The organism is Vibrio sonorensis, from assembly GCF_001854765.1.
In the GTDB taxonomy this organism is placed as follows: Bacteria; Pseudomonadota; Gammaproteobacteria; order Enterobacterales; family Vibrionaceae; genus Vibrio; species Vibrio sonorensis.
On sequence record NZ_LJJE01000071.1, the window covers coordinates 54,002 to 70,771 of the forward strand.

A 16,770-nucleotide genomic window follows, 5' to 3' on the forward strand; every position below is an offset into this window, starting at 1 on the left:
AAGTCATGATCGTTTGTCGCAGAGGAAGTTTTCCAATGTGAGCATTGTTAAATCTCAGGAAGAGTCGTCGTGAATTTACGTCCAAAAGCAAAATATATTATTCCATTAATTATTCCAATTATCGTTCTTTTGATGCCACTTTCGGCTTTTCCGTTTGATGGGTTAACCATTGTGCAGCAAAGAGTGATTGCCATTTTTTTACTTGCCGCACTGTGCTGGGTCTTTGAACCTATACCCATCTACGCGACGTCTGTTGTCATTATTGTCTTAGAGCTGCTTTTGCTCTCGGACAAAGGCATTCTTTGGTTTAGAAGTGGAGCCGGAGAGGCCCATTTTGGCGAACTACTCAATTACAAAGACATAATGGCGACGTTTGCTAGCCCGATTATTATGCTTTTCCTCGGTGGTTTCTTTTTGGCTATGGCGGCGACCAAGTATCGTTTAGACGTAAACTTAGCGCGAGTGTTACTCAAACCTTTTGGCCGAGATCCTAAGTTCGTAATGTTAGGACTGATGATGATCACCGCAGTGTTTTCTATGTTTATGTCGAACACGGCAACCACCGCGATGATGCTGTCTATTTTAACTCCGGTGATTGCAGTCTTAGGTCCTAAAGACCCCGGCAGAATCGCCTTTGCCCTGTGTATTCCAGTTGCTGCCAATATTGGAGGGATTGGTACTCCAATTGGTACGCCACCCAATGCGATAGCACTTAAGTACTTGGTGGGCGAGCACACCATCTCATTTGGCTCTTGGATGGCATTTGGTGTACCGTTTGTGGTAGTTATGATGGCATTAGCATGGGCATTGATTCACTTTTTATACCGTTCGGACCAAGAAGCTATTGATCTGGATATCAAAGGACGATTTTTAAAAACACCTAAAGCGATCATGGTATACGTGACCTTTACTTTGACCATTGTGCTTTGGCTTATGGGGTCTCTGCATGGTATGAACTCATACACCGTTGCTCTGATCCCAGTGGCGCTCTTTTCCCTTACCGGCATTATCAATAAAGAAGATCTAAAGAAAATTTCATGGGATGTGTTGTGGCTTGTATCCGGTGGTATCGCCCTTGGACTTGCACTTGATCAGACTGGGTTGGCACAGCTTGTTGTTCACAGTATCCCCTTTGGCGAGTTTTCGCCTTATGTGGTGTTAGTGGGTTCTGCATTTTTATGTCTGCTGATGGCAAACTTTATGTCTCATACTGCGACGGCAAACTTGTTAATGCCAATCATGGCTGCTTTAGGCGCTTCGATGACGTCGTTAACTCCATTAGGAGGAGAAGTTACGCTTATTCTTGTGGTTACCTTTGCCGCGTCATTGGGCATGTCGTTACCTATTAGTACGCCACCAAATGCCTTAGCGCACGCGACAGGGAATGTACAAAGTAGTCAAATGGCCAAAGTGGGCGTGATACTTGGCTTGGTGGGGGTTCTACTTAGCTTTGTACTCGTTTGGGCGCTTCTGGCTCTAGGCCATATAGGGTAATCAAGTGGCTTCGGAAGCATTCCAGAACCTAATCGAACGGTACTTCTCTTGTGCCGAAAGGCAACTAACTTTGCAATCTGGTAGTACAGTACTAGAGCAAGGGGACACCAATCAGCGACTTTATTATGTGATTGAAGGGGAGTTAGAGGGGTTCGACCTAGAGACAGACGGCAGAAAAATAAAAGTTTTTTCGGCGGGTCGTGGGGCATTTATTGGTGTACACAGTTTTTTTTCGGGTACCGATATTGCCTCTTCGACTGTAATTGCAAGGTCAGATTTAAAACTCGCATGGATCGACAGGGAAACGCCCGCTTACATGCCCGAACACTATGGACCAATTACCTCACAGTTTACGCCGGTCATTGTTAATGAATTATCCAGAAGGCAAAAACGGGCGACTAGAGAAGCGGTGGCCAAAGAAAAAGCGATTGAAAAACTCAATCTGGCAGAACAGATGACCACTTTGGGTCAACTGGCGGCTGGTTTAGCTCACGAGCTTAACAATGCAATTGGAGTAGTACAAAGTCAGTCACAAAGGTTGGAGAGCGTTATCCTAAATTTATTGGAAGAAGCTCACCCCGACGCTAGTCAGTTTTTCGATTTTGGTTTGATGCACGGACAGAAGGTTACGGCATCTGAGGCTAGACGAGGTGGAAAAGAGATTGCTAACCGCTACGGTTTGTCACCCCAAACGGCAAAAGCAATGGCACGAGTTTGGCCCGAAGGAGAGGTGCCCAAAGAGTGGCTAATTGCCCCTGAAGAAGCGGTTCAGTTTTGGCAAACCGGACGTGATCTTCACGATTTGCGTTTGGCGGCGAACCACACCGTTGGCATAGTAAAATCTGTAAAGCAGCTTGGGAGAATGGATACATTAGACGAGACTTGGTTAGACATTAACGAGACCTTGAATCAAAGCGTGTCCCTGTTGCAAAGCGATTTGCGCCGCGTAAAAGTGCGCATGAGACCCGGAGAACTGCCTCAATTCAAGGGCTCTCACACTGAGCTTGTTCAAGTCTGGGTCAACATAATTAAAAATGCCTGTGACGCGATGGAAGACCGAGATAATGCTGAGTTAGAGATTGTCACAAGGCAGAGCAAAAACAGGATTCTAGTCACTATTGCTAACAATGGTGCAGAGATAGATGAAGCAACAAGAAGAAAAATTTTCCAACCCAATTTTACTACTAAGAAAGGTGGATTGTCGTTTGGGTTAGGTTTGGGGCTTTCCATCGTAAGACGGATTGTTACCGGCTACGAAGGCAGTGTAGTCGTGAAGAGTGAAGCCTCCCGAACCGTTTTCAGAATCAAGCTACCAGTTGAGGAACATCATGGATAAATTGAATGTGATTTGCGTGGACGATCAACGTGAAGTACTGAGCGCGGTAATGCAAGATCTAGAACCGCTATACGCGTTTTTAAGTGTTGAAGATTGTGAGTCGGCGGATGAAGTCATCGACCTAATGGATGAGCTAGATGCAGAAGGTGAACACATTGCCGTGGTCGTCTCTGATCATGTTATGCCGGGGAAAACGGGTGTTGAGTTGTTAACCGAGATTTCGAAGGACGGACGTTATACCCACACAAGGAAAATTCTGCTAACCGGACAGGCGACCCATGCTGATACCATCACGGCTATCAATACTGCCGGTATCGATCACTACTTCGAAAAGCCGTGGAAATCAGATGACATTCTCGCAGTGGTAAGGGCTTTAGTGACTGAATATGTGTTTGACCACGGTTTAGACTATCGAAGTTATCAACTGCATTTAGATCCCGAAGTGATGCTTAATCGACTAAAAGCATAGACTGACTTTAAGCAACGGAAATTAGCAATCTAGGGGCTAACATGGCAACTGGATTGCGTCTCCATTGTTCATTTTATTGATAGTAGCCGCTATTTTCACATATTGGTAGGCACCTTACTTCTATACAGTTTTCTATTCGATTAAATATTGGTCGAACGAATGGTTTTACGGGCAGATAGCAGGTTTACTTCGTATACTTTTGTTAGAATCTTCTTTTAACTGAGAAACACTGTGAAGCCTATGCAGTACGATCCTAATGACTCAATCAAAATTCCTATTGATACCTTGAGTATAGGGATGTTCGTTACCGCTATTCAGCATAACGAGCGAGTCAATCTTGCAAATGCAGGAAGAGTGTCTTCTGACAAAGCTATCGAACAGTTGAAAAAGAATGGAATCCGATTCGCGTGGGTAGATAAAGGTCTGTCAAAAGACGGTTGTATATTTAAACCAGTGGAAGAAGCTCCTTCCAATCCCGAGCCAGTGGCGAGTGAAAGCCAGCCGTCGTCTAGGGCTAAAAGTTCGACCAGCCGCTATGATATGCAAAAGCGCGCCAACAAAATTATCAAAGAAGCGAAAGGGCTAGCTCATAAAATTATCCATCAAACCTTTGAAGGAAATGAAATTCACGTTGAGGACATCGAACACTGGGCAGACGATCTCATCGAAGCGGCACTCATTAACTCAGACGCCATTCAGTGTGTCTCTGCGTTGAGGAAAAAAGATGCCTACTTACTTGAGCATTCTGTCAACGTTGCCTGCTTACTGGTGACGTTTGGCAAACACTTAGGTATGCCGCGTAATGTGTTAAAGCAATTGGCGATAGGGGGCATCATTCACGATGTCGGCAAAGTAAAAGTGGATGATAGGATCCTTCATAAACCAGCCAAACTCACCGAGAAAGAGTTTGCTCATATGAAGCTTCATCAAGTGTACGCCAAAGATATCATCACAAATGTGAAAGGGCTTTCGCCAGTCAGTCGAGATGTGTGTTTGATGCATCACGAGAAGTTAGACGGAAACGGCTATCCATTGGGTTTAAAAGAAGAGCAGATCCCGCTGCACGGCAGGATGAGTGGCATTGTCGATGTCTATGACGCACTGACCGCTGATCGCTGCTACAAACGGGGAATGAGTCCTGCCGAAGCGTTTAAGGTTTTACTCGGTCTGACTCCGGCACATTTAGACAGGCAATTGGTGTACAAGTTTATTAACTGTATTGGAGTCTATCCAGTTGGCTCTATTGTCGAACTGAGCGATGGTAAAGTGGCGATCGTATGGAGCATCAATGAATCAAATCCTGTTAAACCACAAGTGAAGTGCTTTTATTCGCGCAAACACAAACACTTTGTCGATGTTTCCTATGTCGATTTGCGATTTGGTCGGGTAAAAATTGAGCGAGCAATCGCCCCATGCCAGTTAGAAGTTGATGCGACGCCGTTTTACGAAACCTAAAAAAAGCGCCTAAAGGCGCTTTTCTCAATTAAATGGTGAGGTAACTGAGTGGGATATCAGGGTCAACAGCCTCAAGGGTTGATTGGGTATCAGACAAGTGACTTATCTTGCCTTCGGCTAGCTCCACCAAGGCTGCGTTATCGATTTCTTTTAACGAGTATCCCGCCATGAGCACTTGTATCATGGCGACTTGCAGGGGAGGAAGGCTAGGGTTAAAAGCGGCATTTTCAGCATAAGCACCTTTAAATGTTCTTCCATCTTTAGTTTGCAACGCCACTCCACTGATATTGCGGGTGTAAGGCGCATGACTCATATTTAAAGCGGCGAGAGCTTGCAGTACTAGCGGATCAGGGTCTTCAGTTGAATGTTGATGATCGACGCTAGACATCAATCCAGTTGTGATCCCTAGGTCGGCAGGTCCAAACGATTCTGGAAGATATTCACCCAAAGGCTTGGCGTCTCGTTCTGGTAGCTGAATGACCAGTTCATTGGCCGTGGTGAGTTCGTTCATAAACTGACGACAATGGCCACACGGGCTGTAGTTGATGGTGATGTCGGTGAGTCCTTTTTCACCTTTCATCCAAGCGTGACTGATGGCTGATTGTTCTGCATGGACGGTTTGTCCAAGTTGGGCTCCAGAAATCTCGACGTTAGCCCCAAAATAGAGACGGCCAGATAGTCCGCGTACAATTGCACCGACGTAAAATTCAGAGATAGGAGCATAAGAGAATGCGGCGGCGAGAGGCAACAATGCGACTCTTAGGTCGGCATCGCTTAACTGACTTTCTCGTCTTAAATTATCAAATTGCTCTGCGGAAAGCGTGGCATCAAAATCTTTACTAGTGACAATAGGTGTTAAAACGGTTGTCAAAGCGACAGGCATATCTTTTAGTACGTTATTAATGCGACTGTTCATAGTGAATCCTTTTGACTTTATTGAACTCCATTCTATGTCAAGGTGGGGATAATTCCGTGATCGAGATCTTTAAAATGAATGCAACGATATTTTCATATTCACAATTAGGGTGAGGTCACACAAGAAAGAGTGCGTGTCTAAATGAAACACCATGAATAGTGTTTTATGTCATTAACCAAATCGCTAGGGTTAAAAAGCTCGGTGCCAAAATCGAGGTAATCACCCCGCAAAGTACTAGAGCGAGAGAACTAAATGCCGCGTCTTGGGGGTTTTTCTCAGCACAAGTTGCCGTACCCAACGCATGAGATACCGTGCCCATTGTAAGTCCACGAGCGATTGGGTGCGTTATATTAAGCAGGGAGTAGATAGGGTAACCTAAGATAGCGCCGAAAAGACCGACGATAAGTACCAATATAGCAGCGATCGCAGGTTGTCCACCGAGATTGCTGGATACTTCCATTGCTATGGGAGTAGTTACTGATTTGCCTAATAGGCTAGCGATAAGCTCAAGATCAGCGTTCATCCAAACTGCGATGATGGTCGATGTGAACATAGCCATAACACTGCCTACTCCGCACGCCAACATAATGATTCGCCAGTTGGCCCTAATTTGGGGAAGTTGTTCATAAAGTGGGTAAGCTAAAGCAACAACAGCAGGTTGCAGCAATAGGTTCAACCAAGTGTTGTCTTGATAGTATTGTTCAAAAGGAATGTTTAAGTAGACCAACAGTGGAATGATGACACCAATACTGAGCAGTAGAGGATTGAGAATAGGTGAGTTTAACTTTTTACTAACGGCTCGGGCGGTGAAAAATACAGCAATAGAAACGAACAACCACATTATTTATTTCCTTTCTTCAGTAAGCGGTCAAGGAAAAAGCCGAGTAAAACCATTACGATAAAGGTTCCACCAACAGCACTGGCTAAAATAGGTAAAGCGTTGTTTATCAGGCTATCAAAATGGTTCATGAGGCCGACACTTATCGGCACGAATAGTAGAACCATGTAACGAATAAAGGTATTTGCACCGAGTTGAACCCACTGGGAAGGAACAAGCCCACTTGCCAAAAGTCCGAACAAGATAAGCATGCCGATAATACTGCCCGGTATGGCAGTGCCAAGAAGTGCTTGAATGTTAATCCCTGCCAGAAGGCAGAGAAAAATTAAACCAACAGATACAGTGAATTTTAATACGTTTGAAGCCATTGAATTCCTAACCTAGTTAAGAGAGAAGCCTCTCTACATGTCGATATACTGACTTGAGTATTGTAATTTTTTTCTCATCGCTTTCGTGTTCGTGAACCAAATTTTCCAAATTTAGCATGTACTCTTCAATACGACTTTCGAAATACTCGCGGCAGTGGTTCGCCCATTTTTGTTGTTCTTGTGGGTCAAGGGTCCAAGGGTAGTTTCTGGCGCGATACTTAAACAGCAAAGGTTTAATGCGCTCGTCGTCAAACTGAATATCTAAATCTGCAAGGTTGTCGGGTTTAGTTTCCAAAATGATGTTCATAGCGGCCCTATCGGCCGGAGAAAAGAAACCACTGTATAGTTGAGTGTCGACGTTTGAGTCGGTTTCGTACTGACGCTCTTGACTATAAACCTTTGTCAGTTTTTCCCTTATGTCTGGGTTGTTTTTAATTTTTGCTAAGTTGTTTAGACAGGCTTGTCTATCGATACCTATTCGCTCTGCATTTTCAGCGGTGAGCGTTTTGGCGGGAGCCAAGATTGGACATTTGTTCAAATGAACTAATTTGACAGGAACGGGCAACTCATCTTCTGCCAACTCTGAACGTCTGGTGTACAATCGTTCGCGAAGTTGGTCTGGGTTCAAGTCTAATAGCGGCGTTGGATCCTTGGCGAGATCAATGGCAATCACCGCATTTTGGTTTGTTGGGTGCCACGCTACCGGTACAATCCAACTGGTGTACTGACACTCGCGACCAAGCATCGCCGAGACGTGCATCAAGGGGGTCAGATTAACAATATCAATGAGCTCATTGAGCTTGCGCTTGCCACGCATTTCTAAAAAGTAGTTAAACAGTTTAGGTTGAGCAGCTTTGATCTTTTTGGCCATTTCGATGGTGGCGATAACATCCGCCATCGCATCATGAGCGTTTTCGTGTTCTATGCCGTTGGCGACGGATAAGTGCTCAAGTTTAAAGCTAGTAAAACCTTCTTCGTTGGTCGGCCATTCAACTCCTTCAGGTCTTAAGGCGTGACAGGCTCTCATCACATCCAGTAAGTCCCAGCGAGAGTTGCCATTTTGCCAGCTCCACGCATATGGGTCGATAAAGTTGCGGTAACAGGTATACCGAGTAACTTCATCATCAAAGCGAATACTGTTGTATCCCAAACTGATGGTATTTGGCGTCGAAAGTTCTTGGTGAATTTTGTGAATAAACTCGGGTTCGGTTAAGCCTTCCGCTTGTGCTTTCTGCGGAGTAATTCCGGTAATAAGAGCTGCTTCTGGCCCCGGAAGGTAATCGCTCGGGGGCTGGCAATAGATCACCAAAGGTTCACCAATGATATTGAAGTCCATATCGGTACGCACACCCGCAAATTGGCTAGGTCTATCTTCTGATGGACTTGTGCCCCAGGTTTCATAGTCGAAAAAAAAGTAAGTTTGTGCGTGTTGACTCTGCATAAGAACTACCGAACAGGTGCGTAAAATAGACAAACACACCTAAAATCAAGGGTGAAGAATAGCTCTATTAGACCATTGCTTGCGGGGCTTAGCAATTAAGAACCGCGCGATAAACCGTATTTCCTTGCCAATAGTTAAGAAAATCCTCTTCAAAACGGCGCCAAATTGACCAACAGTCGTGAAATTATCCGTCATAGTGGAGGGTGAGTACTTGTAGTGGCACGCAGAATTTGTCAATTTATGCCTAATGAAAACAATATTCGATAAGTCTTACCATGGATATAGTTCTTTTCATTGAGATTCCTTGGTATTCTTGTGCAAGATTAATTAAGGACATCAGATAGATATCGAAGCACATGGATAAGAGCATCACTCTAAAAAACAATATCTGGATTATATTCTTTATTGTCTTCGCTACCTCGTTGGTGTTTTTCTCCAGTGCCATCTATTATCGCTGGGTATCAATAAACGAGAGCTTTCAAAAGCAGCAGCAGACACACGTTGAACTATTGGGAAATTCAGTTCGTGGTTTTTTAGACTCGCAAGGTTCGCTGCTTGAAGTTCTCGGTGTTCATCTTATCACCCAGCACAAGCTGCCGGATGCTCCCATTCACGACGTCGTACTAGACAATACCATGGACACATACCCAGCCATTCTAGGATTGGGTCTGGTGGCGTATGATGGCCGCGCCTTGGTGACTAGTTCTAATTTTGATCTGACTAAACTGCCCAACTTAATGGAGCTTGAACAGACAAGACAATCGTTTAGTGAAGCGAGGTCGAGTCGCAAAATGCACACGGGCCCAACCTATATCATCAACGCGATAAGCACACCTGAGTATGGAATGCCGATCCGTAAGGCGATTTATTTGCCTCATGATGCTCCGCAAGCTATTGCAGTGATGACAGCGGGAATTAAATTAGAGAATACCCCTATCTTTAGTGGTCATGCCGCAGACGATCACCATAAAGTAGAAATTATCAGAAAAGATAGATTTCCAGTCTTTAGTACTGACGGCAATACAGAATACACCAAGCCAGTTTCGGACAGTTATTACCAAGCTCTGCAGAAAAACACCAATAAAGGGCAGGCGTTTAGTGTGTTTGACTATCAGGAATCAGACTCGAAAGAGGCTTTTCAAATAGTCTCTCACTACGATGCTTATCTCGACTTTTGGTTTATTTCTAAAATAGAAAAGCAATCGATTGTAGATGCCTTTATGAGTCGATTTGTTTTTATCTTCTCGATGTTTTTCATCTTCAATGGCGTGCTTTATGTCTTAACTCGCTCAATTGCTAACTCAGAAAAGCAAAAGCAGAAAGAGTTGCTGCAATTGGCTCATCACGACCAGCTAACGGGCTTGCCTAATCGTTCATTACTGCTGATCAAACTAAAAGAGGCGATCTCAAAGAGTTATGTAAGCTCTTGCTATCACGCTTTGCTGTTCCTAGATCTCGATGATTTCAAAACGATTAATGATGCACACGGCCACGAGTATGGCGATGCGCTATTACGCGAGGCAACGTGTCGCATTCAAAACTGTATTGCGAGTAAAGATATTCTGACCCGATTTGGTGGAGACGAGTTTGTCGTATTATTGCCAGACCTATCCAAAGACTACGACGAAGCTGCGCTGCAAGTGGAAGAGGTGGCGTTAAAAATACTGGAAGCTTTGTCACAAGAGTATCAATTGGAACCTCATAGCTATACCAGTAGTGCCAGTATTGGTGCCGTTCTATTTAACGACGCATCAATCGAAAAATCAGAGCTGTTAAAGCAAGCGGATATAGCCATGTATAAGGCTAAGCGCACGGGGAAAAACTCGATGTGCTTTTTCGACCCAAATATGCAAAAAGAAGTGACAAGCATGTTTGATTTAGAGAACGAACTTCGCGCGGCAATAATCAACAAAGAGTTCGAGCTTTATTATCAACCGCAACTTGATAAGTCAGGTACCGTGGTGGGTGCAGAAGCACTTATCCGATGGCAGCACCCAGAAAAAGGGTTGGTTGGTCCGTATAATTTTATTCCCGTGGCTGAGAAAACAGGGCTAATATTGCCAATTGGCGAATGGGTTTTAGAGACAGCTTGTAAGCAGTTGGCCCAGTGGCATAGTCGGCCAGAAACTAGTCATCTCTCAGTCTCTGTTAACGTCAGCTACAAGCAGTTATAGAACCGAGTTTTGTCAAAAAAGTAAGCCATCTAATCCACCTGTATGACTTACATCGTGGCAAGCTGCGTATCGAATTAACCGAAACCATGTTGATTGATGAAATGGAAGTGACAATCGCACGAATGAATGAACTTCGGAAACAGGGCGTTCACTTCTCCCTCGACGACTTTGGAACTGGCTACTCTTCTTTGAAGTACTTAAAGCGTTTACCGCTGAGTCAGCTGAAAATAGACAAGTCGTTTATTAACGATATCAAATCGGATAAAAGTGATCAGTCTATAGTGAGAACTATTATTTCCATGTCAGAAGCGTTAGGTCTGTACACCATAGCGGAAGGGGTGGAAACACAAGAGCAGAGAGACTATTTAGAATCTCAGGGCTGTCTACACTATCAGGGTTACCTATATAGCAAGCCTTTACCCATTGATTCCTTTGAGCTATTCATTCACAAGCAAAGACGCTTTAAAGCGCTATGTGAAGAGGTTTAGCCCAACTAAAGATTTTTCGGTAGCAACGACCACCGATGACCAGAGTGTATATGCAGTAAATCGAGGAAGAAGTGAGCTTGAGGCTCACTTCTTTGCCAAGGCTACTTTGGCGGCAGCTCTAGTGAAAATCGAGCTACTTTTCTACTGGGAACACTTTATCAAAGTGTTCTAATACCAGCTCTGACTCCAAGTTGAATTCTGCACCGACTTCGGCCGCGTATTGAGTGAAAAATTCAACGTGTGCGTCGTACCACCACTGATAGCTCAAGTCACCTTCACCCTCTTTGGCCGCAAACTCAGGTGTGACTTTGTTAAACGGACAAAGCTCAACTTGATTCACTTTGATGATGCAAATGGGTTCTTCTTTCCAATTTAGCACTACGGTAAGCCGTCCTTCGACAGGTAGGGGCTCTTGTTCAATATCGTAAGCCGACTTCAAGCTACAACTAGCCCTTTTGACACCAGCGTCAATCAAGCGGGCGCATTCATTGGCATTGTATTCATCGGCACAATAATACTCCGCAGTAATCTGAGGAATGGCTGAAACTTCTTGTTTCGGTAGGGTTGCAAGGTATTTATCAAGATAGGCTTGAACTAGAGGAGACATCGTTATTCCTTAACGGTTTTTTGAGCTTACTACACGTTGTTTTATCTACTAGCAGGTTAGTCATTTCGATACTAACGATATGATTGGATAGATAAAAGGTATGTTTGAGCGAGTCAGTTTAATCAAATTAAATAATATTAAAAGCTCGCCAAGCTAAGAATTGAAAGAATATTGAATAGCAAAGCCGGAGCATACGCTCCGGCAAGAAACAACAAATGTTGAAGAGTTAAAACTAATTAAACACCTAGGCGTGTTGGGATTCGACTTCTCCTTGCTTCTCTTTGAGCAATCGACTGGTGATTGTGCCAGCGGTCATCGCTCCAGAGACGTTTAGTGCAGTTCGAGCCATATCAATTAGGGGCTCGATTGAAATGAGCAGGGCGGCGATCGTCACTGGTAAACCCATCGCAGGTAATACGATTAGAGCGGCAAAAGTAGCACCTCCACCGACGCCGGCAATGCCAAATGAACTGATAGTCACGATTGCTACTAAGGACAAGATAAAGTTGATATCCATTGGGTCGATGCCTACGCTTGGGGCAACCATAACGGCTAGCATCGCTGGGTAAATGCCCGCGCAACCATTCTGACCGATGGTAGCACCGAACGAAGCGGATAAGTTGGCAATGGCTGGTGGAACCTTGAGCTTGGTAATTTGCGCTTCCACGTTAAGAGGAATAGTGGCCGCCGAACTACGAGAGCTAAAGGCGAATGTTAAAACTGGCCAAATGTTCTTAAAGTAGGTTTTTGGGTTGACGCCAACCAAGGACACCAAAAGACCGTGCACAACAAACATCAAAGCAATTGCGACATACGAGGCAACAATAAAGCCCAATAGGTTTAAGATATCACTGCCATTTGAACTGGCGACAACCTTTGCCATCAGTGCAGCGATACCGTATGGAGTGAGTGCCATAATCATTTTCACCAGTCGCATAATAATGGACTGAGAAGCTTCGACAAAGGTGCGGATAGGCGTTTCTAGTTGTTCTTGCTCTGCCATGACTTTACGAGCAGCAATGCCAATTAAAACACCAAAGATCACAACGGCAATAATGGAAGTTGATCGAGCACCAGTGAGATCGGAAAACGGGTTGGTCGGAATAAAGCTAACCAACATGTGAGCAATAGATAGGTCACTGACGCGATCAGAGCGACTTTCAAGTACCGCTATTCTAGCGGTTTCGCGCGCACCTTCTGTCAAACCTTCAGCGGTAAGACCGAACACTTGCGTAATACCAATACCAACAATCGCTGAGATAGCGGTTGTGATCAGCAAAACGGAAATGGTAAGGCCTGATATTTTTCCTAACGCTCCCCCTTTCTCTAGTTTAACCACCGCACCAATCATAGATACAAGTACCAAAGGCATTATGATCATTTTAAGGAGACCGACGTAGCCACGACCGACAACGTTAACCCACTCTAGAACAGCTTTAGTGGTCTCACTTGTGTCGCCAAAAGTGAATTGAAGAAGTAGACCAAAGGCACTACCTAGCAATAAACCCGTGAAAACTTGACGTGACAGGGTATGTGTAGATTTTTGCTGTACATAGAGAAAAGCGAGAATACCTGCAAATAGGGCAAGCGCAGCAATAACTGCAACTGACATAACTTTTTCCTTATTTTTGTTAAAAATAGTATTGCGTGGTGACTCATAGTCGGCTTGCCGGAGATGTGAATCAAAACAGAATGGACTTTCGGCAATATGAAACAACGAGATAGAAAACCAAGCCCACACACGGTATAGGGCAACGGTGATTTATGGAAATAGGCTATATGAATTTAATATTCCAAAATGTTATTTAGTCAGATCAATAGACTATTAATTTGGAAGATGGCGGCATGTATGACTGTATAAATTGCAGTTATCGATTTATTGTAAATTATGAATTTGATGGATAGTCTTCAGGAAAATGATAAACAAGAGACGGTAAATAGGATTTGATATAACTTAGAGTAGGCATTGTTTTACCTAACCATTTTATGTACATAAGCCAAACTTGTAAATGACAATGGTAATTATTATCATCTTTGCGCAGAGATTTATCAGGTATGCAGATGAAAAGTATCGACAATTTAAGCTCAATGGTTGTATTTGCTCGTGTTGTTGAAACGATGAGTTTTACCGAGGCAGCGAAGTCATTGCAGCTCTCCAAGTCCTCAGTCAGTAGAGAAATCACCCAGTTAGAAACTCGCCTAGGTGTCCAACTTCTCATCAGATCGACACGAAAAATCACGGTTACTGATGTTGGATTTGGCTACTATCAACACTGCTCGGGCGTGTTAAACGAAGTGAAAAAAGCAGAAAAGTTCGTTCAACATTTGCATGAAGAACCGGTCGGTAATTTAAGGGTTGTTGCGCCTGTTAATTTTGGATGCGAATGCGTGGTTCCGGTTTTAAACCAAATGGTAAAAAGCAATATCCATACGCAAGTGGAAGTGGATTTAACAGATCGCCCAGTGGATATGGAAGAAACTCAGTTTCACATCGCTATCGTCACGTCTAATGGCACCCCCGACCACCCCTACGCGACTCACCTTACGGATATAAGTTGGGGTCTTTATGCAACTCCCCACTACCTGTCACGGTTTCAAAACATCGACAGCCCAGAGGATTTACCACGTTATGACTATATTCTGTTTGGTGGGAGGGCACATACAACCTCGCTGCCGTTTCGCAAAAATAAGCAGAAGATGGATATAGAGGTTCGCAGTCGATTTCGAGCAAACAACAGTGTAGCAGTGCTCAACTCTGCGCTGGCGGGGACGGGGATCGCTTATCTGCCAGACTATATTACACAAAAAGCCCTACATACAGGTGAATTAGTAAGACTACTTCCCGAATGGACAATGGACATACTCAAAGTCTGGGTTTTGTATAAAAAAGAGCAAGCGCTGTCACCGCGTATAAGAAGTTTTATTGAACAACTGAATCGCCAAATGGAGCACACCCGAATTGACCCATAATTCGGGTGTGATTTGATTAGTAATAGTCGCCGTGATTGTATTCCCAGCTAATAAAGGTATCCGACATAAATGACATGATTTTGTTTATGTCTAATCCCTTTCGGATCACTGAAGGACATGGCTTGATTTTGCGCTCATTGTTTTGCAGAGGAACCAGTTTGCCATCCTCGTCTACCATGGACACCATTACTCCTTGTTCGTAGCGAGTACGTTCGTCTTCATTAGGTTGAATGGACTTAACATAGTCATTGGCACAAATAATCAGATCGGCACGCTCTTCGATGCGTTCGCCAATGTTTTCTACTAAGCCTCTATTCCCTTTACCCGAAGGGTTGGCCGAACTGGCAAAGGAAAACTTACCGTGTTTCTCCCAAAGTTCTTTGGCGATGAATTCTCCAGGTTTGCCAAAGCGAATGACAAAACAGGTCGTTTGACGACTGTCCATCATAAGCTCTCGGATTCCATCGTCTGGAAGCAAATCAAGTCCTGCTTTTTTCCACGGAAGAATACAGCCAAGTAGGACATCCTCATCCCAGTGTTTTTGGTACAAAGCTTCGATTTCGTCATTCATTTGCGCCAACTGCTTTAACTGTTCCATTGAACCGCAAAGTACCACACCGGGCTTGTTGCGCTTTCTTTGCTTAGCTTCGAATTTTCGCTCAAGACCTTGTTTGTCGGAGGTCATAATAATGTAACCAACTTTTGTCGGGCTGACGATCATGCCACCGTTTTTCGACAAAATATCGATAGCTTCGGGCTGAATGCCTTTATTCCAAATGATTTTTTTCTCACTCATAGATCTACCTAATTCAATCTGATAATAATTTTTGTATTCTGGATTTGGTCTTTTGTCACAGCGTGATAAAAGCACTGCCAAATCTCTGTTATCTGCTTTTTATATTAACCGCGAGTTTGGTGGATACAATGAGGTAGGGCGATTGTTCCTCTGGTGCAACAGTTGAACGGATAAGGAGTTCTTTAGACGAAGAACTCCTTATTTCTTATATGGTTACTTGAGAGTGTCCGATAATTGATTTACTCGGCCAATGGCGTTTAATAGATCTTGGTGCGAGACATCAAATGGCATACTTTTGATGTTAGGATTGTTTACCGAAGCGTCGACTACCTCGTTTAATTCTGCGTCGCTGAGGTCTGCGATCTCAGCTAAACTGGTTGGAACACCACAAGATTTTGCGAGCTTAATGGCCTCTACAATTTCAGAGTCTTGGCGATTTTCCAGCGCTAAAAGACACAGGTTTCCATAACCCACTAATAGGCCGTGTCCGAAGTGACGTACTTTGTCATTGACGGTAAATCCATTGTACAAGCCGTGTGCTGCCGCTAAGTGGTTACCGATACCCATGATAGAAGTAAATCCAGCATAGATAAAAATGGCGTCCATGACTTGTTCTAACGCAAAGGTAGATTTACCTTGGATAACACCCTTACAGGCTTCATCTGCATAGCGTGAAATAACATTGAAGCACAATTGACCATTGTTGAATGCGGCCATGTTCAGACTGCCATCTGGCTTTCCACCACAAATGACGCGGTATTCGTAGAACTTAGCCAAGGTGTCACCTAAGCCAGCAGACAGCCATTTTAGTGGCGCTTTGGCAATGATTTGCGGATCAATAATGACATAATCCGGCGCTTTACTCAGTTTCCATGAATCTAGGTAGTGGCCTTTATCGTCATAGATGACTGAGGTTGTTGCCACCGCTGCGCAGGTCGCAGCAATCGTAGGGATGGCGGCAAAAGGGATCCCCAAGTCTATGGCCACCACTTTGCCCGTGTCTAGCGCCTTACCGCCGCCAACAACAATAATAAAATCAACGTTATGGGATTGGATCTTTTCAGTTAGCATTTGAAAGTTTTGTTTAGAACATTCGCCGCCATACCAAGCGGTTTCAACTACTTCCAAGTTTTGTAACTGCTCTTCCATTAAAGGCATTGAAGCTTCAAGTGCTTTGTGACCACCGATAATGAATACGCGTTTGCCTAACACATCGGCAATTTCGCCAATTTTGCTAACAGCGCCTGTCCCTCGATAAATCGTTGATGGGAATGACATACTCAAACAATTATTACTCATAATGACTCCTTTCATTTGAGATGAAGTAAAGGGGGAAATTAGAAAATGATAATGGTTATCACTTGGGGCGTAAATATTTATTTTAATTGGAAAAATAAATATTCATTAATGATGTGTTA

Annotated in this window: 13 protein-coding genes and 1 pseudogene; 6 read left to right on the plus strand and 8 right to left on the minus strand. The window is 44.0% G+C overall.

What is annotated here, in order from left to right; genetic code table 11:
- The first annotated feature begins 132 nt into the window (after positions 1–132).
- The 4 genes from BLO31_RS14055 to BLO31_RS14070 all read left to right on the plus strand — a co-directional run bounded on the left by BLO31_RS14055 (position 133) and on the right by BLO31_RS14070 (position 4,754).
- A complete protein-coding gene (locus tag BLO31_RS14055) occupies positions 133–1,494 on the plus strand; it encodes an SLC13 family permease (RefSeq protein ID WP_070967924.1) in 1,362 nt (453 codons plus the stop codon).
- A 4-nt stretch (positions 1,495–1,498) separates the two neighbouring features.
- Positions 1,499–2,830: an ATP-binding protein gene (locus BLO31_RS14060; RefSeq protein ID WP_070967798.1), complete on the plus strand. Its 1,332-nt coding sequence runs from the start codon at positions 1,499–1,501 to the stop codon at positions 2,828–2,830.
- Positions 2,823–3,299, plus strand: coding sequence for a response regulator (locus BLO31_RS14065; protein ID WP_070967803.1), 477 nt, complete (start codon positions 2,823–2,825; stop codon positions 3,297–3,299). Before BLO31_RS14060 ends, BLO31_RS14065 begins: the two co-directional genes overlap by 8 nt.
- A 240-nt stretch (positions 3,300–3,539) precedes the next feature.
- Positions 3,540–4,754, plus strand: a complete 1,215-nt coding sequence (locus BLO31_RS14070; protein WP_070967927.1) for a cyclic di-GMP phosphodiesterase — start codon at positions 3,540–3,542, stop codon at positions 4,752–4,754.
- A 28-nt stretch (positions 4,755–4,782) separates the two neighbouring features.
- On the opposite strand, the gene cdd is transcribed toward BLO31_RS14070, so the two are convergent.
- The 4 genes from cdd to sbcB all read right to left on the minus strand — a co-directional run bounded on the left by cdd (position 4,783) and on the right by sbcB (position 8,317).
- Positions 4,783–5,670 carry a cytidine deaminase gene (cdd, locus tag BLO31_RS14075; protein ID WP_070967806.1) on the minus strand — a complete coding sequence of 296 codons (888 nt, stop codon included), beginning with the start codon at positions 5,668–5,670 and terminating at the stop codon, positions 4,783–4,785.
- 163 nt (positions 5,671–5,833) lie between these two features.
- Positions 5,834–6,511, minus strand: a complete 678-nt coding sequence (locus BLO31_RS14080) for a CidB/LrgB family autolysis modulator (RefSeq protein ID WP_070967810.1) — start codon at positions 6,509–6,511, stop codon at positions 5,834–5,836.
- Positions 6,511–6,876, minus strand: a complete 366-nt coding sequence (locus BLO31_RS14085) for a CidA/LrgA family protein (RefSeq protein WP_070967813.1) — start codon at positions 6,874–6,876, stop codon at positions 6,511–6,513. The genes BLO31_RS14080 and BLO31_RS14085 overlap by 1 nt, the downstream gene beginning before the upstream one ends.
- A gap of 16 nt (positions 6,877–6,892) precedes the next feature.
- Positions 6,893–8,317 carry an exodeoxyribonuclease I gene (gene sbcB / locus BLO31_RS14090; RefSeq protein ID WP_070967816.1) on the minus strand — a complete coding sequence of 475 codons (1,425 nt, stop codon included), beginning with the start codon at positions 8,315–8,317 and terminating at the stop codon, positions 6,893–6,895.
- A gap of 1,247 nt (positions 8,318–9,564) precedes the next feature.
- Here sbcB and BLO31_RS25215 point away from each other — a divergent pair.
- Positions 9,565–10,979, plus strand: a pseudogene (locus BLO31_RS25215) (putative bifunctional diguanylate cyclase/phosphodiesterase).
- Between the two features lie 133 nt (positions 10,980–11,112).
- On the opposite strand, the gene BLO31_RS14105 reads toward BLO31_RS25215, so the two are convergent.
- Together BLO31_RS14105 and BLO31_RS14110 are read right to left on the minus strand one after the other, a co-directional pair.
- Positions 11,113–11,586, minus strand: coding sequence for an ASCH domain-containing protein (locus BLO31_RS14105; protein ID WP_070967826.1), 474 nt, complete (start codon positions 11,584–11,586; stop codon positions 11,113–11,115).
- Positions 11,587–11,830: 244 nt separating this feature from the next.
- On the minus strand, positions 11,831–13,198 hold the full coding sequence (locus BLO31_RS14110; RefSeq protein WP_070967829.1) for an L-cystine transporter: 1,368 nt from the start codon (positions 13,196–13,198) through the stop codon (positions 11,831–11,833).
- Positions 13,199–13,647: 449 nt separating this feature from the next.
- Here BLO31_RS14110 and BLO31_RS14115 point away from each other — a divergent pair, with 449 nt between their 5' ends.
- Entirely contained in the window at positions 13,648–14,556 is a 909-nt protein-coding gene (locus BLO31_RS14115; RefSeq protein WP_070967832.1) for a LysR family transcriptional regulator, read from the plus strand.
- Positions 14,557–14,572: 16 nt separating this feature from the next.
- Here BLO31_RS14115 and BLO31_RS14120 read toward each other — a convergent pair whose 3' ends face one another.
- Positions 14,573–15,352, minus strand: a complete 780-nt coding sequence (locus BLO31_RS14120; RefSeq protein WP_070967837.1) for an L-threonylcarbamoyladenylate synthase — start codon at positions 15,350–15,352, stop codon at positions 14,573–14,575.
- Positions 15,353–15,565: 213 nt separating this feature from the next.
- Positions 15,566–16,651 carry an iron-containing alcohol dehydrogenase family protein gene (locus tag BLO31_RS14125; RefSeq protein WP_070967840.1) on the minus strand — a complete coding sequence of 362 codons (1,086 nt, stop codon included), beginning with the start codon at positions 16,649–16,651 and terminating at the stop codon, positions 15,566–15,568.
- Between the last annotated feature and the right edge of the window lie 119 nt (positions 16,652–16,770).